Source organism: Telluria sp. RB2R28 (assembly GCF_059685835.1).
Map to the genome: position 1 here is coordinate 460,144 of NZ_JCASIK010000001.1, position 19,146 is coordinate 479,289.

Consider the following 19,146-nt stretch of genomic DNA (forward strand, 5'->3'; position numbering starts at 1 on the left):
TTTTTGTCGTGTGTGGTATTTTCGCCAAGTCAGTCATAATCTGGTGATCATGACCAAAACACTGCCACGCCTGCACCGCTTTGCCGCCAACCGCTTCTCTGCCGAGGGCGAATACGGGCTGCACCTGACCATCGGCGTGGCGCTGCTGCTCGCTGCGATGGCGGTGTTTGCCCAGCTTGCCGGCGCCGTCGTGGCCGGTGCGCCGATCACGCAGTTCGACGCCGAGATCGCCAACTGGCTGCACCTGCACGCGCGCCAGGGCGGCCTCTTGCGTGATGTGCTCCTGCTCATTACCCACATCCATAGCACGCCCGGCATCCTCATCATGGCCTTCTGCGCGGCGCTGTGGCTGTATCGCACCGGTCACTGTTACTGGACGATGGCGGTCATCGCCAGCGTACCAGGCGGCATGCTGCTCAACGTCGCGCTCAAGCACACGTTCGAGCGCGCCCGGCCGCACTTCGACGAGCCGATCGTCACGTTGACCACCTACAGTTTCCCCAGCGGGCACACGATGGCAGCCACCGTGCTGTATGGCGTGCTGGCCTGCTATTTCGCGCGCCGCGCCCAGACATGGCCGGGCAGGGTGCTGCCGTTCGTGCTGGCAGCCCTGATGATTGGCGCGGTGGCGTTTTCGCGCATGTATCTCGGCGCGCACTATCTCACCGACATCCTCGCCGCACTGACGGAGGGCTGCGGCTGGCTCGCGATCTGCATCGGCGGCACCACTACCCTCAATCGCCGTCGCAGGGCCCGTGAACGGCGCCAGTCCGGTGCGGCCTCACCACAAGACATGTAAGGAATTTTTCGATGCGCACTCTCGTTCACCTGTCCGACCTGCACTTTGGCCGTGTCGACCAGGCCCTGCTCGGTCCATTGCGCGAGCTCGTGCACAGCATCGCGGCCGACGTCGTCGTCATTTCGGGCGACCTGACCCAGCGCGCCAAAGTGGAAGAATTCGAGGAAGCGCGTGCGTTTCTCGATTCTCTGCCAGGTCCGCAGATCGTCGTGCCTGGCAACCACGATATTTCGCTGTACAACATTCTGCGCCGGTTTGCCCGGCCGTTGTCGCGCTACCGCCGCTACATCACCGACAATCTCGAGCCGGTCTTCATCGACGACGAGATCGCCGTCGTGGGCGTCAACACGGCCCGTTCGCTGACGATCAAGGATGGGCGCGTCAGCCACGAGCAGATCGCTGCGCTGCGCGAGCGCCTGGGCGGCCTGAGCCCTGACGTCACCCGCATCGTGGTCACGCATCACCCGTTCGACTTGCCCGATCATTTTGAAAAGCGCGACCTGGTCGTACGTGCGCCGCTGGCGATGGAAGTGTTTGCCGAAACCGGCGTCGATATCCTGATGGCCGGGCATATGCACGCCAGCCACGCCGGCAGCACGGCGGCGCGCTACCAGATCGACGCCTATGCGGCGCTGGTGATCCAGGCGGGCACGGCGACCTCGACGCGCGGGCGTGGCGAAGTCAATTCATTCAATGTGGTGCGGGTGGACGCCCAGCGGGTCGAGATCGACCGCTACGGCTGGGACGCGGTGGGCGGCAAGTTTGAAGTGCTCAATACCGAAAAGTTCATGCAGGCAGGCAGCGTCTGGTCGCCGCACACTGACGGCATGCTGGCAGCGGGGCTCTGAGGCCCCGCCAAAGCCACTTAGATCCAGTATTCGGTCAGGCGCGCCATCGCCTCACGCAGGCGGTCGGACCACGGCCGCCGCTTCCACGCGTCGAGCTTGATTTCCTTCGAATGGACGACGTCTTCCCTGAACGCGGCTTCCATCTCGCGCCCGAAGGCCGGATCCAGCACGACCACATTGACTTCATAGTTGTGAATAAAACTGCGGCGGTCGATATTGGCCGAGCCGATGGATGACCACATGCCATCGATCACCGTCGTCTTGGCGTGCAGGACGGCGACCTGCAACTGGTGGATGCGCACGCCGCCCTCGAGCAGCTCTTCGTAGAACGATTCGCCCGCATGCCGGATGAAGCCGTGGTCGGACACGCCCGGCAGCACGAGCTGCACGTCCACGCCACGTTTGGCGGCGGCGATCAGGCCGTCGACGATCTGGCGGTCCGGCACGAAGTAGGCGGCCGTCAGGTGGATCGATTTCTTCGATTCGCCAATGGCGACGACGAGCGACTTGTAGATGCTCGAATCGTGGTCTGGCGACGTGGCCAGCACCCGCACCACCTTGTCGCCCGCAGGCGCCAGTTGCGGGAAGTAATCGATTTGCGGCAATTCACCGGCGTCCTGGTGCACCCAGTTGTCGATGAATGCCCACTGCAGCGCGCCGACGGCCGGCCCCTGGATCTTGATGTGCGTATCGCGCCAGCCGACCTTGTCCTGGCTCACGTCGTCCGGGCGCTTCTTGGAGCGGAACAGCGAACTGTTGGCGTAGGTGCTGCTGATATTGATACCACCGGTGAAGGCCACAAGGCCGTCGACGATCATGATCTTGCGGTGATCGCGGTTGTTCAGCGCCCATTTGCCGGGACGCTTGGTCGGGTCCACCGGATTGAAGACCAGCACGTTCACGCCGGCCTGACGCAGCCGGTCGAAGAATTCCTTCGGTGTGGCCAGCGTGCCGACCCCGTCGACCATGATATTGACCACCACGCCTTCGCTGCGTTTTTGCATCAGGATCTCGGCAAACTGGCCGCCGATCTCGTCATGGTCGAAGATATAGGTTTCCAGGTTGATCGATTTTTTGGCGCCGCGCGCTGCTTCCATCATCGCGCGCATTGTGGCCGGGCCGTCGAACAGTAGCGTGACGGCATTGCCGGCGATCATCGGCACCCCGGTGGCCTGTTCTTCCAGCACCGACAGGGCCTTGAGGTCGGTCGACGCGCGCGCCCAGCGCCGCTTGAGCAGCGCTGCCGCCTGTTTCTGCTTGAGTTCGCCATGCTGCGTCGTGACCGTCGGCGTCGACTGGCCAGGCGCCCCGGTCATCGTGCTGGCATCGGGCAGTGACTTGCAGGCCGTCACTGCGCAGGCAAGAGCGGCGATGGCACACCAGGCGGCGAAGCGCTGTTTGATCATTTTGATCCTCGTACGGGTTCTGCATCAGGGGGCGCCAGTTGGCGGTGCTTGGGGCCGAGGAAGAATTCCACCGGCGAATACGCAAAGCGGCGACCCAGCGCCTGCACCAGCAGGATGCCGCGCTTGAAGCGGATCTTGCGTGCGCGCAGCGCAACCCACAGCGCCAGGCCGAAGCTGACCAGGAGGTTGACCGTGCCGATCAGCAGCACACCGGCCGTCGCGTTGACGAGTTGCGGCACGGTCATCTGGTAATCGAGCGCCACCAGCGCAGTTGCGAAGTTGGCGGCCGAGAATGTGATGTGACGAATATCGATCGGCAGGCCCAGCAGGAAGCCGACCGTGCCCGTGGTGCCAAGCAAAATGCCGAAGAAGAAGTTACCCATCAGGCCGCCGAGGTTGTTCTCGACATACGCGCCCAGGCGCGCCAGCCGTGCCGGACCCAGCAGCGTGCGCAGGCCGCGCAACTGCTGGACGCGCTGGCCCATGCGGGTGTACAGGGCCTTGTTGTCGTAGTAGCCCGATACCAGGCCGGCCACGAACAGCCAGACACCCGCCACCGCTGCATAGAACAGGGCGGGGCTATTGACGGGATCGATCTCGTTGAGCAGGTGCAGCGCCTTGATCGGGTCGACCAGATGCTCGCCCCGGTACCAGCGCACGCCCTCGGCAATGGCCCAGGCCACCGGGAACGCGACCAGCACGTTGCCGAGCACCGCCACCATCTGGGTGCGGAACACTTTATTGACGAGCTCAGCAAGCCGGTCGACGTCGAGGCCGCGCCCGGTCGCCGAACGGTGCAGGGAGGCCGCGATGCGCTGGGCCGTCATGGCCGGCTGCTTGGTCGCGACAGTAAAGTGCAGCATGTGGATCAGCACGAAGCCGAACGAATAATTCATGCTGAACAAAAAGGCCTGGACCAGCGGCGGCGAGTGCAGATAGCCCAGCAGAATCTTGAACAGCGCCATGAAGCCGACGATGAAGCCGGCGCCGGACGACGACCACAGCATCTTGCGCAAGCCCTTGCGGTCTTCGGCGATGTAGTGCTCGCCGGTGCGGCTGGCGTTTTCGGTGACATTGCGCGCCAACAGGTCGACGTTGTCGCGCACCAGGTTCGTCACCTGGTATTTGGTGTTGTGCGCTTCGATGAGTTCTTCGGCCAGCTCGATCACGGCGCGCTCGCGTGCAGTCAATTCGGGCGGCGGCTGGTCAGCCACGACGGCGACATTGCCTTGCGGCGTCAGGGTGACGGCCGATGCAGCCGCACCGGCAAGCTGTGGGGTCCCGGCCGCCATGGCGCTCAGCACGCCCTGGGTGGCGGCTTCGCTGTCAGTCGTGTCGGCGTTCGTCGCGACCTCGGGCACATCCACCAGGAACAGCAGCTTTTGCAGGCGGTCGATACTTTGCTGCAGCGCGACCAGCAGGTAGGTCAAGGCGATGCTGGTGCCACTGCTCAGGGCCAGGCGGCGGATCTTGAGCACCACGTCTTCGCACTGGTCGAGCATCACGAGCAGGTGGCGCGCGTCGTCCGGGCGCGGGATATCGCCGTTCAGGAAGCGCGCGTATTCATCGAGGTACCGGTTGACCTCGATGTTCTGCATCAGGAACGGTGAATCGAAATTCTCGATCTGGCTGTAGCTGTGCACCAGGCGCGGCTCCAGGCCCAGTGCGCAGACGCGGCACGACAGCGTGCGGATCGCATCGAGCAAGCCCTTGAGCGTGACCACGCGTGCGCGGCCCGGATTCGCATCGGCCGGGACCGGCGCGCTTTCGATCACATGGAACAGCGCCATCCAGTCGGTGTCGGGCACCGCGCGGATCCACTCGTAATCGTCCTGGCGGTACAGCACCTGGTCGAGGGCATCGGACAGGTACAGGTCTTCCAGTGCAGGCGGCAGGAAACGGTACGTGATGCGGCTTTTCAGCTCGGTGACGAAACCATCGTTCGACAGGATGCCAATGTCACTGTACAGGCTGGTGTGGCGGCGCTTTTCGAGCAGCGTGGTGATGTAGCGACGCAGCGCCCAGGCCTGGTCGGGATTGCCCTTGAGAAGCTGGGTCAGCGTACGCACGGACTGGGCCGGATCGTCCACGGTTTGCCACACCCAGCGCTGGCGCGGGCGCAGATGGCATACCAACTCGACCAGCAGGTCGATGTTGTCACTGTTGGGGTCGATTCGTTCGAGCGTAGCAAGCATGAAAAAAATTGATACTGGAAAGCCTCAGTGTACGCGAGGCGCCCAGCCTGGATGGTGTGGCAACGAACAATAACGTGGTGGAAATGTCCGCATGGCACTTTTAATGCCTGAACTGGCAATGGTGGCGGCTGGACGAGGGCAGGGCAATCCCGCTACACTGGACTGGATTTGCAATGTTGCAGTGACGAAGGAAACCATGTACCTCACGTATTTCAATGGCCAATGGGCCGAGGGCAATGTGCCCCTGTATGGCGCGATGGACCACAGCCTGTGGCTGGGTTCGTCCGTCTTCGACGGCGCGCGTTCGCTTGCCGGCAAGCTGCCCGACCTGCGGCCGCACCTCGAGCGCGTGATCAGCTCCGCCGAAAAGCTGGGCCTGGCCTGCCCCCTGAGCGTGGACGAGATGGAAGCGCTGGTGCACGAAGGCGTTGCGAAGTTTGCACCGGATGCCGAGCTGTATGTGCGCCCGCTCGTGTTTGGCACGGAAGGCTTCCTGATTCCCGTTGCCGAAAAAAGCCAGTTTGCGCTGACGCTGTTCGATGCGCCGCTGCCACCGTTCGTCGGATTTTCGGCCGGCCTGTCGACGATGCGGCGTCCCCAGCCGAGCATGGCGCCAACGGATGCCAAGGCATCGGCCCTGTACGCCAATTCGACCCGCGCCATGCGCGAAGTGAAGGCGCGTGGCTTCGAGCAGGCGATCATGCTCGACGGCGAAGGCCATGTCGCTGAATTTGGCGCCTCGAACCTGTTCCTGGTCACGGCCGACGGCAAGGTGGTCACGCCCCGCTTGAACGGCACGTTCCTCGCGGGCATTACGCGTGCGCGCGTGATGGCGCTGCTGGCCGGCGTGGGCATCGAGGTCGAAGAACGCACGGTCGAAGAAGCCGAGCTGCGCACGGCGCGTGAAATCTTCAGCACCGGTAACTATGGCAAGGTCACGCCATGTACCCGCTATGAAGACCACGTGCTGGAAGCGGGTCCGGTCGCAAGCAAGGCGCGCGAACTGTATATGGCGTTCACGCAGGCCGCGTAACCGGTTCTGTTCCGTGCCAATGACAAAGGCCGGCAATTGCCGGCCTTTTGTATTGCTACCGCACGTGGCGATTAGCCGCGTGCTGGTTCCGCGACATAGATCTCGACGCGACGGTTGCGCGCCTTGCCTGCGTTGTCGTTGTTCGACGCGATTGGCTCGCGCGAACCGCGGCCTTCGATGGTGATGCGGTTCGGGTTCACGCCGCGGCCTGCCAGGTAGTCACGGGTGCGCGATGCGCGATCGACCGACAATGGCTGGTTGATGCTGTCGCTGCCGGTGCTGTCGGTGTGGCCGATGATCACGACGTTGGTGTTCGGGTTTTCTTGCAGCGTCGAAGCGAAGCGCTGCAGCACTGGCTGGAAGTTGCTCTTGATGTCCGAGCGGCCCGTGTCGAACGAGATGTCGCTCGGGATTTCCAGCTTCAGGCGGTTGTCCGAGGTCTGGGTAACTTGCACGCCAGTGCCCTGGGTCGCTTGTTCCATGGCTTGTTTTTGCTGTTCCATGCGCTTGGACCAGATATTGCCGATCACGGCGCCGGCTGCTGCGCCAATTGCTGCGCCGCCTGCCACACGGCCGCCGCCACCGCCGCTGGTCGTGCCGCCGATCAGGCCGCCGAGGCCCGCGCCAATGCCGGCGCCGGTTGCGGTGCCGCGCTGGGTGCCGGTCATGTCTGCGCAACCGGTGGCCGTCATGACGACGATGGCGACTGCTGCGGTGGTTTTGATGAAGTTTTTGTTCATGGTGGAACTCCTTAAAAGTAAGAAATCCGTTTCGCCGTCACACCGGCAATGGGCGCGACCGCGAAACGGATTGGATTTTACGACAAGCAGAGACTTGCCATAAAAATGCTATATACCGCGACCGCTGATCAGGCGAACCAGGATCATGATGACGGCGACGACGAGCAGGATGTGGATGAAACCGCCGATGGTGTACGAGGTCACCAAGCCGAGCAGCCAGAGGATAACGAGGACAACAGCAATTGTGTACAGCATGATGAATCTCCTAGAAGGGGTGCGCCGGTTGCGCTGTGAGACCAGTATGTTGTTTCCTGAGAGCGACTACCGTACGATGGCGTACATTAAACGCAACTTTTTTGTTTTTGCACGCCAGGGATCCAGCCCATCATCCCGATCAGGCCGGTAAAGCCGATCAGACACGTCAACAGGCCGCCAGCGATCAGAAAGACGACGTCATGCGCCTGCACCAGCTCTTGCGCAGCAGGCGCCGGGCCGGCCGACAGCAGGCCGAACAAAGTCAGTACGATTCCCCAAATGATGATGCCGATCCAGGTCAAGGTGGTCATGCGCGTCTCCCTGATTGATGCTGTTCGCCAATCGATTCAGCATGGGAACAATTGTCGCCTTAGCTCATCAATAATTCCGTGCGATGGCACACATTGCAATTAGGAAAAAAATTGACCGGGACGCTTGCGCGATCCCGGCCATCTGTGTTGCCGCAAAAAAGCTGATTCTTGGTTAAGCCACCGAGCGCAGACGGCCCTTGACGATGCGCACACGGTCGCCGCTACCCCATTGTGGCTGGCTGGTCTGGCGGAACGTACGCAGCGTGCCGTCGTCCAGGCGCACCCGAATTTCATAGCTGGTCGTTGCCTTCACATTGCCCTCGACCTGATTGCCCACGACAGCGCCGCCGATGGCGCCAGCCGCGGTGGCCAGCGTCTTGCCATTGCCGCCGCCGATCTGGTTACCCAGCAAGCCGCCGAGGACGGCGCCACCGGCTGCGCCCAGGCCACTGCCTTCGGCACGTTGCTTGATCGCGCGCACCGATTCCACGTTGCCGCAGTTTTCACACCAGTTGCTCTTTGCTGCTACTTGGGTCGGCTCGCTTTCCTTGATCTGGGTCACAGGCGCAGCTTGTTTTACAGGCGCCGGTGCAGGTACGGGAACCGGCGCAGGGGCGTAGGCTTGCGCGGGCGCCTGGGCGTCTGCAGGGTAGGCATAGCCAGGTGGCGGGGCGCCTTGCGGCAGGGTCGACGCGAGCGCCAGGCGATCGGCTTCGGTTAATTGACGGTTGGCCGTGCCGCCGACCGACGATGGCAGCCAGCCCATGATGGCGGCGGTGCCGACCAGCGAGAACAGCACGACAGCGGCGGCGGCCAGCAGCAGCAGCGGGTGGGTGCGGTTCTTGACCGGCATGGTTGGAGGGGTTGTCATCTTTTGTTCCTTTCGTATAGGCATTAAGCCGGATGTCCGATGATTGTCCTCAGGAACAACTAATGCTTCCGTGCGTCACCGTACATACCTGCGCACCCTGTGCGATTAGGCTCCACCACATTGTTTGTAAATGTAACTGGTCGTAGCGGTCCCGGCTGGCCCACGTACCAACCTGTGAGGAAATAATGAATTCTGCCGTCCACCCGCCTGTCTTCGAGCCCAACAGTAATTTGTTACTCGCAGCACTTCCCCCGCACGATCTCGCCCAGATGCTGCCGCAGCTCGATGAGGTCAGAGTGGAAGCTGGCCAGGTCTTGTGCGAAGCGGGCGATCCCATTCTTCATATCTATTTCCCCCACGATTGCCTGGTGTCGCTGCTGGGCGTGGCCGAAGGGCGCATGACGCTCGAGGTCGGCCAGGTCGGGCGTGAAGGCATGCTCGGCGCCACCACGGCGCTGGGCCACGACATCACGCAGGTGCGCGCCGTCGTGCAGCGCGCCGGTAGCGCGAGCCGGATGGAAGGCGGCCGCTTTCGCCTCGAGGTCTCGCGCAATCCGGCGCTGCAGCGTGTGCTCTATCGCTACACCGACTCCTTGCTGGCGCAGGCGATCCAGATCGCCGTGTGCAGCCGCTTTCATGTGCTCGAGGCGCGCCTGGCCCGGTCGCTGCTCGTCACGCGCGACCGGCTGCAGTCGAATAAATTCCATCTGACCCATGAGTTTCTCGCGCATGCATTGGGCGTGCGCCGGGTCGGCGTGACCAAGGCGGCCAGTGCATTGCAGCAGCAGGGCCTGATCAACTACAGCCGGGGCAATATCGAGATCCTCGACCCGGAACGCCTGGCGGCGGCGGCATGCACCTGCTACCAGATCGTGCGCGAAGCAGGCGCTGCGCCGGCCACCGATACCGTCTGAGTTAGCCAAGCCGTAGCGCGTCCCCCAATGCAAAACGCCCGGCAAGCCGGGCGTTTTGCATTCACTGACAGTTCGCTGGCATCGCTGCCAGCGAACGGAAATCAGTTGGTGGTCTTGACTTGGTTGCCGACCACGCCGCCAACAGCTGCGCCGCCAACGGTGCCGATTGCGCTGCCGCCGGTCAGGACGCCACCGAGAACAGCACCGGCGCCAGCGCCGACTGCGGTGTTACGGTCTTGCTTCGACATGTTCGAGCAGCCGACCATACCGAAAGCGGCGGTCGCCAGGGTTGCCGTCACTACCAGGTTTTTGATGAGTTTCATGAAGTTCTCCTTTAATGGGGTTATTTCAGGCGCAGGTCATTCCTGACCGATTTCACGCCGTTGACGGTTCGCGCGGCCGAAGCCGCTGCGGCGACGCTGTCGGCCGAAGAGACGAATCCCTGCAACCGGACAATGCCTTGGTACGTATTGACATCCAGATCGGACACCTTCAGGTCGGGATCGCGCCTGATGGCGCTGTGCACCCCGGCAGTGATGACATCGTCCTGGACCGCTTCGGCCTTGCCGAAACCGGGTAATCCGGACGTGCATCCCGTCAGTGCTCCACCAGCCAGTGCGACCAGTAAAACGGGGATGCTGCCAAAACGCTTGATGCTCGATCCGTTCATGCGGGTGTTTCTTTTCTTGATGACCTGGCTCTGATCATAGTCAGGATTGCCAAATTGATCTGTTCGGCAACACACAGAGCCCGTGCCAGGTTGTTACAGGTTGTATCCGTCAGGCTATTTCAGCGACGCTGGCGCCGGCCTGGTGGCGGCGCACTGGGCGCCTGCCGTGCCTGGGCCAAGAGGCGCGCGCAATCGCTGTCTTCGCCCGGCCCCGTATTGATCAACGGGAGCAGGGCCGCCAGTGGCGCGGCCACGACGGCCAGTGCTGCGGCGCCGCCCGCCTTCATAGCCAGCACGCCCTTGTCGATGGCTACGTCCGGCTTGCTGAACGGGCCGCGCACATACAGTGGCGCGCGCAGCGAAAAGATGCGCAGCGCCTTGGTTTCGGGCCGGATGCGCAGTTCCATCTGCTCGCCTGCCAGGTTGATGGCACCGTCGACGGTAATGATGGCTTCCTCGGTGTCGACGATGAAGCTGCGCGTGCGTGCGATGCCGTCCTGGATGGCAAAGTCGGCCGCCACGCAGTTGAGTTCGACCTGCTTGTCGCCGAACAGCTTGGTGACGACGATGTTTGCAACGTTCAAGCCGGCCATTTCGAGCAGCATCTTGCTTACCGTGCCTTCGCTGACGAGGGCCTTGAGTTCGCCATTCGATGTCGCAAGCAGCGACGCGACCGAGTTGCCGGTGGCCGACAGCTTGGCGTCCGCATTGATCTGGCCAGCCGTCGCCTGCATCTGCTCGATCTTCGGGAACAATTGCTTGATGCCGATCTTGCGGGCCCGCACGTCTGCCATCGCCTTGATGGCGTTCTTGCCGCTGCGGCCGCTGCCATCCAGGCGAATGGTGGTGCGCACGGTGCCGCCAGCCATGCCGAATTCGAGTGGGTCGAGCCGGAGCACGCCGTTGTCCATCTTGATGTGGCTGCTGAGCTTGCTGATCGGCAGCGCCTTGTCACGCACGATATTGTCCGCGGCAAAGCGCACGTCGGCGTCCAGCGCCGTCCAGCGTTCGGTGTGGAATTCTTCCACCGGCAACACCTTGCCGGTCGGCTGCTTGGCCTCCACGCCGCGCGCCGCCTTGCTGGCGTTCGAATCGGCGCCGACGAGTGGCGCCAGATCGGCAAACACGAGCTGGCGCGAGCGCACATTGCCCGACAATAACGGTCGCGCGCCGCCGGTCGCGTATTCGAGGCGCCCGCCGATATCGCTCGCGCCAACCTTGCCGGCGAAGCCGTCGTACACCCAGCGGCTTGCACCCTTGGCCAGGCGGCCGGTCAGGCGGCCCGACGTGGAAAACGCCGGCGTTTCCGGCAATAACACACCGGTAAAATGATACAGGCGCGCCATGCTGGCGCCAGCCAGTTCGAGTTGCACGTCGAGCGCGGCAAGCCGGGCCGGATTGGTGACGGTGCCGGCAATAGCGATGCGCGTCTTGCCTGATTTGAATTCGCCCTGGATCGGGTAGGGCGCGGTCTCGTCCTTCAGCGAAAACACCGAGCCGAGCTTGCCCCCGCCGCCTACTTTCGCGCCGTTGTAGGTGCCGTCCAGCGTGAACGCCACGCCATAGACCGGATCGCGCTCGAGCGTGCGCACCCGGGCCGTGACATCGGCCTTCGTGACCGCATCCTTGACGTGAATGACGCCGTCGGTCAGCTCGACGCGCTCGAGGTCGAGATTCCAGCGCGATGGTTGCTCGTTGCGCCGGAAGGTCCAGTTATTCGTGGCCGCATCAAGGCGCAGCAGGTCGACGCTGGGCGCGTCGAAGCGCAGCAGCGGGATACCGATGCGCTTGTCCAGCAGTGCAAGCGGATCGAGCGAGAATGAAAACTGGCCCACGCTGGCCATGTTCCCAGTCGCCATGCCGGCGGGATTGCCAATCGTGGTGTTGCGCGCCACGAGGTAGGGCCAGGGGATGTGGTCGCGCCACGTGCGCTCGGCCGGCGCCAGCCGCACGGCAGGGCGCTCCCACGAGACGGTCAGGTCGCCATGGATGGCAAACGGGCGGTCGATGGCGTCGCTGACCTTGTTGTTGATCCACGGCCGCGCGCGGTTCCAGTCGAAGGTCGCGATGACGATGATGGCAATGACGGGCAGTGCGATCAGCACGGCAAGGAGCCACAAGCCGATCTTCTTCTTGCTGCGGCGCGGCCCCGGTGGGCGCTGCGCCGGCAGCGGCATTGTCTCGGCCATGAAAGTCCTTTGTCAGTAGTGGATGTGATGCGTGCGGCGAGGGTAGCCTACGCTGGTCTGTGTCAACGTGCGATGGCGCACCCAGTGCCGGCGATAAGCGCCGCATGCAGCCGGGGTGCGCATCGCTGCAGGCAATGTGCGTCACCGAACTGAGCGCATTCCATAACAGGTTTATAACGTTATCTACACCACTTCCGAGGAGAAAATGTAATGAATAAACATCAATCGATGACCGGGTTTGCCCGCCTTGGCTGCGTTGCCGCTCTGCTGGCACTGACGGCCTGCGCAAGTCCTGACAAGGCGCCTGCGACCGCGGACGTGGCTGTCTCGCGCAACGCCATTGAGAACGCGGTGTCGGCAGGTGCAGCTGACCTGGCGCCGGCGGAGATCACGGCGGCACGTGAAAAGATGGGCAAGGCCAACCAGGCCCTGGCCGCGCGCGACTACAAGCTGGCACGCGAATTGGCAGTGCAGGCCCAGGCCGACGCCAAGCTCGCCCAGAGCAAGGCCGTGTCGAGCAAGGCGACTGCTGCGTCGACCCAGCTGAATGAAGATTTGCGCGTGCTGCGCGAAGAAGTCGACCGCGCCAACACCAACTAAGGTCAAAAAAACTCAGCAAGCAATTGCACTGCTTCCTGTCTGATGCAGACAGGAGTTCGCGCCGACGATCCGGCGCCTTTTGGAAAATAAAAGGAATAACAACATGAAAAACCGCAAATCCGCCGTATCGATTCTGGCCGCCGCTGTGCTGGCCGCTGCCTGCGCCAGCGCACCGATGACCACGCCGACGCTCGACCAGGCGCGCGCCGACTTTGTCAGCGCCAACAATAATTCGCAGGTCTCGACCTACGCACCCCTCGAATTCAAGCAGGCCAGCGAAGCCCTCGACCAGGCCAATCAGGCCGCGGCCCGCCGCGAAAGCCTGAGCGACATCGACCGCCTGGCCTACGTGGCCAAGCAGCGCATCGCCACGGCGCAAGAAGTCGCCAAGGGCAAGGCCGCCGAAGCGAATATCGCCGACGCAACGCGCCAGCGCGACATGGTGCGCCTGGATGCCCGCACCGCGGAGGCCGATCGCGCCAAGCGCGACGCTGAAGCCGCCCAGGCTGCTGCCCAGCAGGCCCAGGGTCAGGCGCAGCAAGCCCAGATGCAGGCACAGGCAGCCCAGGCTGAGACGGCTGCCATGGCCGAACGCGCGGCCAAGCTTGAAGCGCTGCTGGTCGACCTGCAGGCCGTGAAAACCGAACGCGGCTTTGTCGTCACGATCGGCGACGTCCTGTTCGCTACCGACCAGGCCGTACTGAATGCGAATGGCGTCTCGACGCTGCGCAAACTGGCCGACGTGATGGCGCAGAACCCGCAGCGCACCGTGCTGATCGAAGGCTTCACCGACAGCACCGGCAGCGATAGCCACAACCAGCAATTGTCGGAGCGCCGCGCCAGCGCCGTCGCCACCGCGCTGGCCGGCCAGGGTGTGCCACGCGAGCGCATTGCGATGCGCGCCTACGGCGAAGCCTTCCCTGTTGCATCGAATGACACCGCTGCAAGCCGTCAGCAGAACCGTCGCGTCGAAATCGTTCTGTCGAACGAAGGCGCCGCCATTCCGCCACGCGCAGCAGCACGTTGAACACATTTTTGAACCGACTCTGAATTAAGGAATGACAATGGAACAAACCAGCAACCTCGCCCACGGCTTCGATGTCTCGGCAATTCGCAAGGCAGCCGCCAACCTCGACGACGGCGCCGTTACCGATGGTTATCAGGCCGACCGTGAAGCGGTCATCGCGATGCTGAACGATGCACTGGCGACCGAACTGCTGTGCGTGATGCGCTACAAGCGCCATTACTACACCGTCAGCGGCCCGGGCACCGGCCAGATCAAGGCCGAGTTTCTCGAGCACGCGCAACAGGAGCAGGAGCATGCTGACCGCATCGCCGAACGCATCGTGCAACTGAATGGTTCGCCAAACTTCAACCCGGCCACCTTTGCGGCACGCAGCCACGCCGAATACGATGAATCGCTCGAAGCGCAGGACATGGTTCGCGCCGACCTGATCGCCGAGCGCGTGGCGATCGAATCGTATCGCCAGATGATCGTGGCCATTGGCGACAAGGATCCAACCACGCGCAATATGCTGGTTGAAATCATGGCCGTTGAAGAAGAACACGCCGACGACATGCGCGACCTGATGGCCTGAGCCTGATGGTGACCCGCCCCGTGCGGCGGGTCAGTTTCGATGATTGATTAGTGACAGGAGTAGAACATGCTAGACACTTCCCGCAACAGCAACGGCAGCATGCACCCGATCAGCGGCAGCACCTATGCCACCCAGTCCGATATGAAGGCCCTCGTGCGTGACGCGCAGTCGATGCTGACCGCCGCCGCATCGCTCACCGGCGAGAAAGCCGAAGAGCTGCGCGAGCGTGGCATGGCGCTGCTTGACACCGTCCTGGGCGGCGCCAGCCTGGTCCCGACCCAGGCCGTGGTCAAGGGCAAGGAACTGGTTCATACCGCTGATGTCTATGTCAAGGACAACCCGTGGCGCATCGTGGCAGTAGCGGCAGGTGTCGGCGTGCTCATCGGCGTGCTACTTAGCCGCAAACATTAAGGTTGGGGGCTACGTGGATAAAGAAGAAGCAGTCGTGCATAACCCCGGCGTATTCGCCGGCATTTCCAGTCTGTTCAAGAGTCTGTTTGGCCTGGCCGTTTCGCGCGTCGAACTCGCCGCGCTGGAACTGGCCGACATCCGCAATCACATCATCGAGCTGGTGGCCATCTTTGCCGCGGCCGCGCTGGCGGTCTGGTTTGCCATCGCCTTCGGTGCAATGACCATCGTCGCGCTGGCATGGGAATCGATGGGCTGGACCATCCTGTTGATCATGTTCGCGGTGTTTGCACTGATCACGGCCATTCTCGTGGCCAAGGGCATGGCGCTGATCAAGCAGAACAAGCTGGGCTTCCCGGCCACGATGAAAGAACTGAAAAACGACCGCGAGATGCTGCTGTGAGCGGCGCACCCAAAGAGGCCAACATGCACAAACACGACAAGACGACCGGGTTGGCCGGTCATCAACACAGCCTGGACCCGGCAAGCCGCAAGCAGGAACTGCTGCGTGAAGGCGAGTTCTTCCGCGCTGGCGTGGCCCATGCCAAGGCCAGCATCCAGCATGGCATGAAGCCTGAGGTCATGCTGCGCTCGGCGTTCGACCACACGACCGTGGCGCTGCGCACCAGGGCCGACGCGCTGCTCAAGCCGACCGGCACCAATGTGTCGATGCTGATGCCGTATGCGATGACCGCAGTGAACTTCGTGCGCCAGCGTCGTATGGGCAAGCAGGCAGCGGGCGCTGCAGTTGGCGTGGGCGTTCTGGGCTGGTACCTGAATCGCCGGCGCACCCGCAAGGCCAAGGCAGCCAAGGAAGCATGAACCGGTGCCGGCGCCTTCGAGCGCCGGCACACGATCTGACCGTCACGAATAACGCTGCAGGGTAGTGCGCTGTACCGGCTTTGGTGGGGCTTGAACGGCGTTCCAATCGCAAGTTGGACGCCGTCTTTTTTTGTCCTGCCTGCGCCCCGCTGATCCAGTATGCTGCACCCATCCCTTCACGACGAGAACCCCATGCATCCCTCGAATATTGTCCTGCTCGAATTCCATCCGGAACGCGATGACCTCAGCCCCGACAAGGAGTTGCGCAATGGCTTGTCGGTGGCGCTGCGCATGGGCAAGACGCTGTGGCTGGCAAACGATGAGTCCGTCAGCATCGAGCGCCTGACGCTGGTGGAAGAAGACAGCCGCGGCCAGAGCAGCTTTGCGCGCCAGCACCATCAGTTCGCGCTGCACGATTTCTTCGACCTGCCGCTGCCCGCCTTCGATGCCGAAAAAGGCCGTATCAACGAAGCCGACGTCGAAGGTCTGGCCTGCGATGGCAAGTATATGTGGGTGACTGGCTCGCACAGCCTGCGCCGCAAGAAGCCCGACCCGCTGGACGGCAACAAGCGCACGCACAAGCGCCTGGCGACAGTCAGCGCCGACGGCAACCGCTATTTGCTGGGCCGCATTCCGATGGGCGAACAGGATGGCGTGCCCACCTTGCTCAAGGAGGTCGAGCACAAGGGCAAGCGCCGCACTGCCGCGCTGCTGCGCGGCGATGCGCATGGCAACGAACTGACGGCGCAGCTCAGGCAGGATGAACACCTCGGCCCGTTCCTGGCCATTCCCGGCAAGGACAATGGCTTTGATATCGAGGGCATCGCGCTGGCAGGCAAGCACGTACTGCTGGGCCTGCGCGGGCCGGTGCTGCGGGGCTGGGCCACCATTATCGAAGTCGCCCCCGTTGATGACGAGACAGCGGGTTCGCTGTGCCTGGCGCCGCTCGATGCCGATGGCAATCTGTACCGCAAGCACTTCCTCGACCTGGGCGGGCTGGGTATTCGCGATCTGTGCAAGCAGGGCAGGGATCTGCTGATCCTGGCCGGGCCGACGATGGATCTGGACGGCCCCGTGACGCTGTTCCGGTGGGTTGGCGGCGCCCAGCCGGATGGCGAAACGGTCGTCTCCGCCGAGGTTCTGGAGCACGTGCTGAACCTGCCGTTCGGGCAGGGCGTCGATCACCCGGAAGGCATCGCACTGTTTGCCAGTCGGGACGGGGCTGACGAAGGTTTACTGGTAGTACACGATTCGGCGTCGCCAAGCCGGCAGATCGGGGAGAGTACGCTGGTAGCGGATGTGTATCCGCTACCGTCGCGCAAGAAAAAGCGCTGAGGCCAGCAGGCGCTGGGCAACTTCGGCGTCAGTTCGATGGCGCCTTGGCCAGCAGCGCCGAATCGCGCTGGAACGTTGCGTGTGCTTGGGCCACGCATGCCTTGCGGTCGGCGGCAGGCTGTTGCTTGCAAGCGTTCTGCGCTTCCTGCAATGCGGCGCGCAGTTCCTTGCGCAGCGTCTGCTGCTCGGGATCGTTGCGGTACCAGCGTGCCGGATCGCCTTTGGCAATTTCCTGGGCTTGCTGGCGCGCGGCGACCTGGCTGACATTGGCGTCGCCACCGGTGGCCGGCGTCGATTGCGCGGCAGCGCTCAGGCAAGTCAGGGAAGTTGCAAGCGCGAGCAGGCAGGCGGCGGTGGTGGAGCGAATGACGTAGGCCATGATGGTCTCCAGAAGCGGTGCAAAAGATGGTCGTTCTGACGAAGCGGAAGCGGGGAGGGGCGTATGCCCCATCTCCGCTTCCGCTCCCGTGCTGCCGGATCGATCTGTGGATCAGTAACGGTACACGCGGCCGTCGACGATGCGAACGCGGTTGCCCACGCGCAGATCGTAGACGCTGTCCTGCATCACGGCGCGGTATTCGCCGTTATCCATGCGGATATTGATCTGATACTGCTCAGGGCCCTGTGCATTGCGGTTCTTTTCTACATTGTTACCCAGCGCAGCACCGGCAACACCGGCAGCCACGGTGGCTGCAGTACGGCCGCTGCCGCTACCGATCTGGTTACCGGCCAGTGCACCGACCACACCACCCAGGATGGCGCCGGCACCGCTCGTGCGGTTTTCACCTTGTGCGACCTGGATCGAATCGATCACGCCGTAACCAGCCGAGGCGCTGCTGCTGGCATTGTTGTAGCCCCCGCCGAATGGCTGCTGGCTGTTGCTGGCGCAACCGGTGAGCAGGGCACCGGTGGCAAGTACGACGGCGATAAGTTTACGGTTTGCATTCATATTGTTCTCCTGACAAAAGGTTTTACTCAGAATAGACACCCTGGAGATGGGGGTCTGTGCGTTGCCGCACCCATCTTGTTCTGCTACTGCCTCCGCTGTTTCGTCATGCGGGCGTGAATATGTCAGGCAATTGGCGTTGTTTGCGTGACACAGCCCAACACTCTGCGTCTTGTGTTCGCCAGCGTACAGAAGGCGGGTGTAGCGCATGTAAAGATAACGTCAGTGTTGACAAATGGTGAACAAAAATAATGAAGACTCCGCATCTGACGTTCCTGATTGCTGTTGCCATGGCCTGGACTGTACCGGCTCTGGCCCAACAGGCAGGGCAGGATGCGAAGGCCGCTTATCAATACGCGATGGACACTGCCGAAGCCGGCTACGATGCGGCCAAGGCCAGGTGCGACACCATGGCTGGCGTGCCGCACGAGATCTGCGTTGCCGATGCCCGTGCAGCACGGGTGCGGATCGAAGAAGAGGCAACGGCCGCCCACAAGAACACGCTCGCGGCCTATACGCAGGCACGCATGCGCATCGCGACCGCGTTTCATGAACGCGACAAGACGCGCTGTGGTGCATTGGTAGGTAACGACCGCGAAGTCTGCCTGGCCCAGGCCAAGGCGACACTGGTTGCGCTTCAGGCTGATGCCCGGGCTGACCGCAAGGCGATCGAAGCACGTCTGGATGCCAATGACGTCAAGATCGAAGCCGAATATCGCGTCGCACTGCAGAAGTGCGATGCCTTCGCCGGCGCTGTCAAGGACGAGTGCGTGAGCACCGCCCGGACGGCGTACGGCAAATAAACCTGCGGGCCGGCTTGCCGGCGCCGCGCAATCCGCCCGCAAGGGTAAGTTTTAACATGATCATTATTAGGAGCCATCATGAAAATCGCTAAAAGCATCATCTCCGCTGCCATCTTCGCTACCGTCGCTATCACCGCTGTCGGTTGCTCGTCGACCAACAAGCAAGCCAGCACCGGCGAATACGTCGACGACGCAGTGATCACCACCAAGGTCAAGGCTGCCCTGATCAACGACCCGAACGTGAAAGCACGTGAAGTCAACGTCGAAACCTTCAAGGGCGACGTTCAGTTGTCGGGCTTTGTTGCTGATGCACGCGATGCACAGCGCGCTGTCGAGATCGCACGTGGCGTCAAAGGCGTCACCGCAGTCAAGAACGACATCCGCGTGAAATAATAGTCGGATC

24 protein-coding genes are annotated in these 19,146 nt (G+C 62.8%); 13 read left to right on the forward strand and 11 right to left on the reverse strand.

All coding sequences use genetic code 11. The features are described from left to right. Nucleotides 1-49: 49 nt before the first annotated feature. On the forward strand, nucleotides 50-799 hold the full coding sequence (locus AC56LV_RS01965; RefSeq protein WP_499555619.1) for a phosphatase PAP2 family protein: 750 nt from the start codon (nucleotides 50-52) through the stop codon (nucleotides 797-799). Nucleotides 800-810: 11 nt separating this feature from the next. After that, nucleotides 811-1,647 carry a metallophosphoesterase family protein gene (locus AC56LV_RS01970; RefSeq protein WP_499555621.1) on the forward strand — a complete coding sequence of 279 codons (837 nt, stop codon included), beginning with the start codon at nucleotides 811-813 and terminating at the stop codon, nucleotides 1,645-1,647. A gap of 17 nt (nucleotides 1,648-1,664) precedes the next feature. Here AC56LV_RS01970 and cls read toward each other — a convergent pair whose 3' ends face one another. Then, nucleotides 1,665-3,053: a cardiolipin synthase gene (cls, locus tag AC56LV_RS01975; protein ID WP_499555623.1), complete on the reverse strand. Its 1,389-nt coding sequence runs from the start codon at nucleotides 3,051-3,053 to the stop codon at nucleotides 1,665-1,667. Beyond that, entirely contained in the window at nucleotides 3,050-5,248 is a 2,199-nt protein-coding gene (locus AC56LV_RS01980; protein WP_499555624.1) for a site-specific recombinase, read from the reverse strand. The genes cls and AC56LV_RS01980 overlap by 4 nt, the downstream gene beginning before the upstream one ends. Before the next feature lie 196 nt (nucleotides 5,249-5,444). Here AC56LV_RS01980 and AC56LV_RS01985 point away from each other — a divergent pair, with 196 nt between their 5' ends. Then, nucleotides 5,445-6,281, forward strand: coding sequence for a branched-chain amino acid aminotransferase (locus tag AC56LV_RS01985; protein ID WP_499555626.1), 837 nt, complete (start codon nucleotides 5,445-5,447; stop codon nucleotides 6,279-6,281). Nucleotides 6,282-6,352: 71 nt separating this feature from the next. Here AC56LV_RS01985 and AC56LV_RS01990 read toward each other — a convergent pair whose 3' ends face one another. The 4 genes from AC56LV_RS01990 to AC56LV_RS02005 form a co-directional block, all read right to left on the reverse strand. Further along, nucleotides 6,353-7,021 (reverse strand): YiaD family glycine zipper/OmpA-like lipoprotein, encoded by a 669-nt coding sequence (locus AC56LV_RS01990; protein ID WP_499501654.1) that lies wholly within the window; start codon nucleotides 7,019-7,021, stop codon nucleotides 6,353-6,355. Between the two features lie 108 nt (nucleotides 7,022-7,129). Next, a complete protein-coding gene (locus AC56LV_RS01995) occupies nucleotides 7,130-7,276 on the reverse strand; it encodes a lmo0937 family membrane protein (RefSeq protein WP_005671362.1) in 147 nt (48 codons plus the stop codon). Nucleotides 7,277-7,362: 86 nt separating this feature from the next. After that, nucleotides 7,363-7,587 (reverse strand): hypothetical protein, encoded by a 225-nt coding sequence (locus AC56LV_RS02000; protein ID WP_499555628.1) that lies wholly within the window; start codon nucleotides 7,585-7,587, stop codon nucleotides 7,363-7,365. A gap of 172 nt (nucleotides 7,588-7,759) precedes the next feature. Continuing rightward, nucleotides 7,760-8,458: a glycine zipper 2TM domain-containing protein gene (locus AC56LV_RS02005; RefSeq protein ID WP_499555630.1), complete on the reverse strand. Its 699-nt coding sequence runs from the start codon at nucleotides 8,456-8,458 to the stop codon at nucleotides 7,760-7,762. Nucleotides 8,459-8,643: 185 nt separating this feature from the next. Here AC56LV_RS02005 and AC56LV_RS02010 point away from each other — a divergent pair, with 185 nt between their 5' ends. Beyond that, nucleotides 8,644-9,372: a Crp/Fnr family transcriptional regulator gene (locus AC56LV_RS02010; protein ID WP_499555632.1), complete on the forward strand. Its 729-nt coding sequence runs from the start codon at nucleotides 8,644-8,646 to the stop codon at nucleotides 9,370-9,372. Between the two features lie 101 nt (nucleotides 9,373-9,473). Here the strand turns inward: AC56LV_RS02010 and AC56LV_RS02015 are convergent, their stop codons facing one another. From AC56LV_RS02015 to AC56LV_RS02025, 3 genes are all read right to left on the reverse strand, one after another. Then, nucleotides 9,474-9,695 carry a YMGG-like glycine zipper-containing protein gene (locus AC56LV_RS02015; protein WP_332529884.1) on the reverse strand — a complete coding sequence of 74 codons (222 nt, stop codon included), beginning with the start codon at nucleotides 9,693-9,695 and terminating at the stop codon, nucleotides 9,474-9,476. Nucleotides 9,696-9,715: 20 nt separating this feature from the next. Continuing rightward, complete coding sequence (locus tag AC56LV_RS02020; RefSeq protein WP_499555633.1) at nucleotides 9,716-10,042, reverse strand: BON domain-containing protein; 327 nt, start codon at nucleotides 10,040-10,042, stop codon at nucleotides 9,716-9,718. A 119-nt stretch (nucleotides 10,043-10,161) separates the two neighbouring features. Next, nucleotides 10,162-12,231: an AsmA family protein gene (locus AC56LV_RS02025; protein WP_499555635.1), complete on the reverse strand. Its 2,070-nt coding sequence runs from the start codon at nucleotides 12,229-12,231 to the stop codon at nucleotides 10,162-10,164. A gap of 210 nt (nucleotides 12,232-12,441) precedes the next feature. Between AC56LV_RS02025 and AC56LV_RS02030 the strand changes: the two genes are divergently transcribed. The 7 genes from AC56LV_RS02030 to AC56LV_RS02060 all read left to right on the forward strand — a co-directional run bounded on the left by AC56LV_RS02030 (nucleotide 12,442) and on the right by AC56LV_RS02060 (nucleotide 16,994). Then, nucleotides 12,442-12,831, forward strand: a complete 390-nt coding sequence (locus AC56LV_RS02030) for a DUF4398 domain-containing protein (protein WP_183550666.1) — start codon at nucleotides 12,442-12,444, stop codon at nucleotides 12,829-12,831. Nucleotides 12,832-12,934: 103 nt separating this feature from the next. Then, nucleotides 12,935-13,858, forward strand: a complete 924-nt coding sequence (locus AC56LV_RS02035) for an OmpA family protein (protein ID WP_499555637.1) — start codon at nucleotides 12,935-12,937, stop codon at nucleotides 13,856-13,858. 37 nt (nucleotides 13,859-13,895) lie between these two features. Continuing rightward, a complete protein-coding gene (locus AC56LV_RS02040; RefSeq protein WP_499555639.1) occupies nucleotides 13,896-14,429 on the forward strand; it encodes a ferritin-like domain-containing protein in 534 nt (177 codons plus the stop codon). A 66-nt stretch (nucleotides 14,430-14,495) separates the two neighbouring features. After that, nucleotides 14,496-14,840 carry an ElaB/YgaM/YqjD family protein gene (locus AC56LV_RS02045; RefSeq protein WP_332529889.1) on the forward strand — a complete coding sequence of 115 codons (345 nt, stop codon included), beginning with the start codon at nucleotides 14,496-14,498 and terminating at the stop codon, nucleotides 14,838-14,840. A 13-nt stretch (nucleotides 14,841-14,853) separates the two neighbouring features. After that, nucleotides 14,854-15,240: a phage holin family protein gene (locus AC56LV_RS02050; RefSeq protein ID WP_499555641.1), complete on the forward strand. Its 387-nt coding sequence runs from the start codon at nucleotides 14,854-14,856 to the stop codon at nucleotides 15,238-15,240. Nucleotides 15,241-15,263: 23 nt separating this feature from the next. Continuing rightward, nucleotides 15,264-15,659 (forward strand): hypothetical protein, encoded by a 396-nt coding sequence (locus tag AC56LV_RS02055; RefSeq protein ID WP_499555643.1) that lies wholly within the window; start codon nucleotides 15,264-15,266, stop codon nucleotides 15,657-15,659. A gap of 192 nt (nucleotides 15,660-15,851) precedes the next feature. After that, nucleotides 15,852-16,994, forward strand: a complete 1,143-nt coding sequence (locus AC56LV_RS02060; protein WP_499555645.1) for a DUF3616 domain-containing protein — start codon at nucleotides 15,852-15,854, stop codon at nucleotides 16,992-16,994. Nucleotides 16,995-17,022: 28 nt separating this feature from the next. On the opposite strand, the gene AC56LV_RS02065 is transcribed toward AC56LV_RS02060, so the two are convergent. After that, on the reverse strand, nucleotides 17,023-17,373 hold the full coding sequence (locus tag AC56LV_RS02065; RefSeq protein ID WP_499555646.1) for a hypothetical protein: 351 nt from the start codon (nucleotides 17,371-17,373) through the stop codon (nucleotides 17,023-17,025). A 111-nt stretch (nucleotides 17,374-17,484) separates the two neighbouring features. Continuing rightward, nucleotides 17,485-17,943, reverse strand: a complete 459-nt coding sequence (locus AC56LV_RS02070; protein ID WP_499501662.1) for an outer membrane lipoprotein — start codon at nucleotides 17,941-17,943, stop codon at nucleotides 17,485-17,487. Between the two features lie 248 nt (nucleotides 17,944-18,191). On the opposite strand from AC56LV_RS02070, the gene AC56LV_RS02075 reads away from it, so the two are divergent. Further along, nucleotides 18,192-18,743: a hypothetical protein gene (locus AC56LV_RS02075; RefSeq protein WP_499555648.1), complete on the forward strand. Its 552-nt coding sequence runs from the start codon at nucleotides 18,192-18,194 to the stop codon at nucleotides 18,741-18,743. A gap of 78 nt (nucleotides 18,744-18,821) precedes the next feature. After that, a complete protein-coding gene (locus AC56LV_RS02080) occupies nucleotides 18,822-19,136 on the forward strand; it encodes a BON domain-containing protein (protein ID WP_183550710.1) in 315 nt (104 codons plus the stop codon). Nucleotides 19,137-19,146 lie beyond the last annotated feature (10 nt).

Excerpts from the sequence above, each read along its gene's own strand:
- AC56LV_RS01995 (WP_005671362.1), bottom strand. The coding sequence starts at position 7,276 with ATGCTGTACACAATTGCTGTTGTCCTCGTTATCCTCTGGCTGCTCGGC.
- AC56LV_RS02065 (WP_499555646.1), bottom strand. The coding sequence starts at position 17,373 with ATGGCCTACGTCATTCGCTCCACCACCGCCGCCTGCCTGCTCGCGCTT.
- AC56LV_RS02010 (WP_499555632.1), top strand. The coding sequence starts at position 8,644 with ATGAATTCTGCCGTCCACCCGCCTGTCTTCGAGCCCAACAGTAATTTG.
- AC56LV_RS02005 (WP_499555630.1), bottom strand. The coding sequence starts at position 8,458 with ATGACAACCCCTCCAACCATGCCGGTCAAGAACCGCACCCACCCGCTG.
- AC56LV_RS02040 (WP_499555639.1), top strand. The coding sequence starts at position 13,896 with ATGGAACAAACCAGCAACCTCGCCCACGGCTTCGATGTCTCGGCAATT.
- AC56LV_RS02000 (WP_499555628.1), bottom strand. The coding sequence starts at position 7,587 with ATGACCACCTTGACCTGGATCGGCATCATCATTTGGGGAATCGTACTG.
- AC56LV_RS02080 (WP_183550710.1), top strand. The coding sequence starts at position 18,822 with ATGAAAATCGCTAAAAGCATCATCTCCGCTGCCATCTTCGCTACCGTC.
- AC56LV_RS02025 (WP_499555635.1), bottom strand. The coding sequence starts at position 12,231 with ATGGCCGAGACAATGCCGCTGCCGGCGCAGCGCCCACCGGGGCCGCGC.
- AC56LV_RS02015 (WP_332529884.1), bottom strand. The coding sequence starts at position 9,695 with ATGAAACTCATCAAAAACCTGGTAGTGACGGCAACCCTGGCGACCGCC.
- cls (WP_499555623.1), bottom strand. The coding sequence starts at position 3,053 with ATGATCAAACAGCGCTTCGCCGCCTGGTGTGCCATCGCCGCTCTTGCC.
- AC56LV_RS02055 (WP_499555643.1), top strand. The coding sequence starts at position 15,264 with ATGCACAAACACGACAAGACGACCGGGTTGGCCGGTCATCAACACAGC.
- AC56LV_RS02045 (WP_332529889.1), top strand. The coding sequence starts at position 14,496 with ATGCTAGACACTTCCCGCAACAGCAACGGCAGCATGCACCCGATCAGC.
- AC56LV_RS02035 (WP_499555637.1), top strand. The coding sequence starts at position 12,935 with ATGAAAAACCGCAAATCCGCCGTATCGATTCTGGCCGCCGCTGTGCTG.
- AC56LV_RS01985 (WP_499555626.1), top strand. The coding sequence starts at position 5,445 with ATGTACCTCACGTATTTCAATGGCCAATGGGCCGAGGGCAATGTGCCC.
- AC56LV_RS02060 (WP_499555645.1), top strand. The coding sequence starts at position 15,852 with ATGCATCCCTCGAATATTGTCCTGCTCGAATTCCATCCGGAACGCGAT.
- AC56LV_RS02030 (WP_183550666.1), top strand. The coding sequence starts at position 12,442 with ATGAATAAACATCAATCGATGACCGGGTTTGCCCGCCTTGGCTGCGTT.
- AC56LV_RS01970 (WP_499555621.1), top strand. The coding sequence starts at position 811 with ATGCGCACTCTCGTTCACCTGTCCGACCTGCACTTTGGCCGTGTCGAC.
- AC56LV_RS02020 (WP_499555633.1), bottom strand. The coding sequence starts at position 10,042 with ATGAACGGATCGAGCATCAAGCGTTTTGGCAGCATCCCCGTTTTACTG.
- AC56LV_RS01990 (WP_499501654.1), bottom strand. The coding sequence starts at position 7,021 with ATGAACAAAAACTTCATCAAAACCACCGCAGCAGTCGCCATCGTCGTC.
- AC56LV_RS02070 (WP_499501662.1), bottom strand. The coding sequence starts at position 17,943 with ATGAATGCAAACCGTAAACTTATCGCCGTCGTACTTGCCACCGGTGCC.
- AC56LV_RS01965 (WP_499555619.1), top strand. The coding sequence starts at position 50 with ATGACCAAAACACTGCCACGCCTGCACCGCTTTGCCGCCAACCGCTTC.
- AC56LV_RS01980 (WP_499555624.1), bottom strand. The coding sequence starts at position 5,248 with ATGCTTGCTACGCTCGAACGAATCGACCCCAACAGTGACAACATCGAC.
- AC56LV_RS02075 (WP_499555648.1), top strand. The coding sequence starts at position 18,192 with ATGAAGACTCCGCATCTGACGTTCCTGATTGCTGTTGCCATGGCCTGG.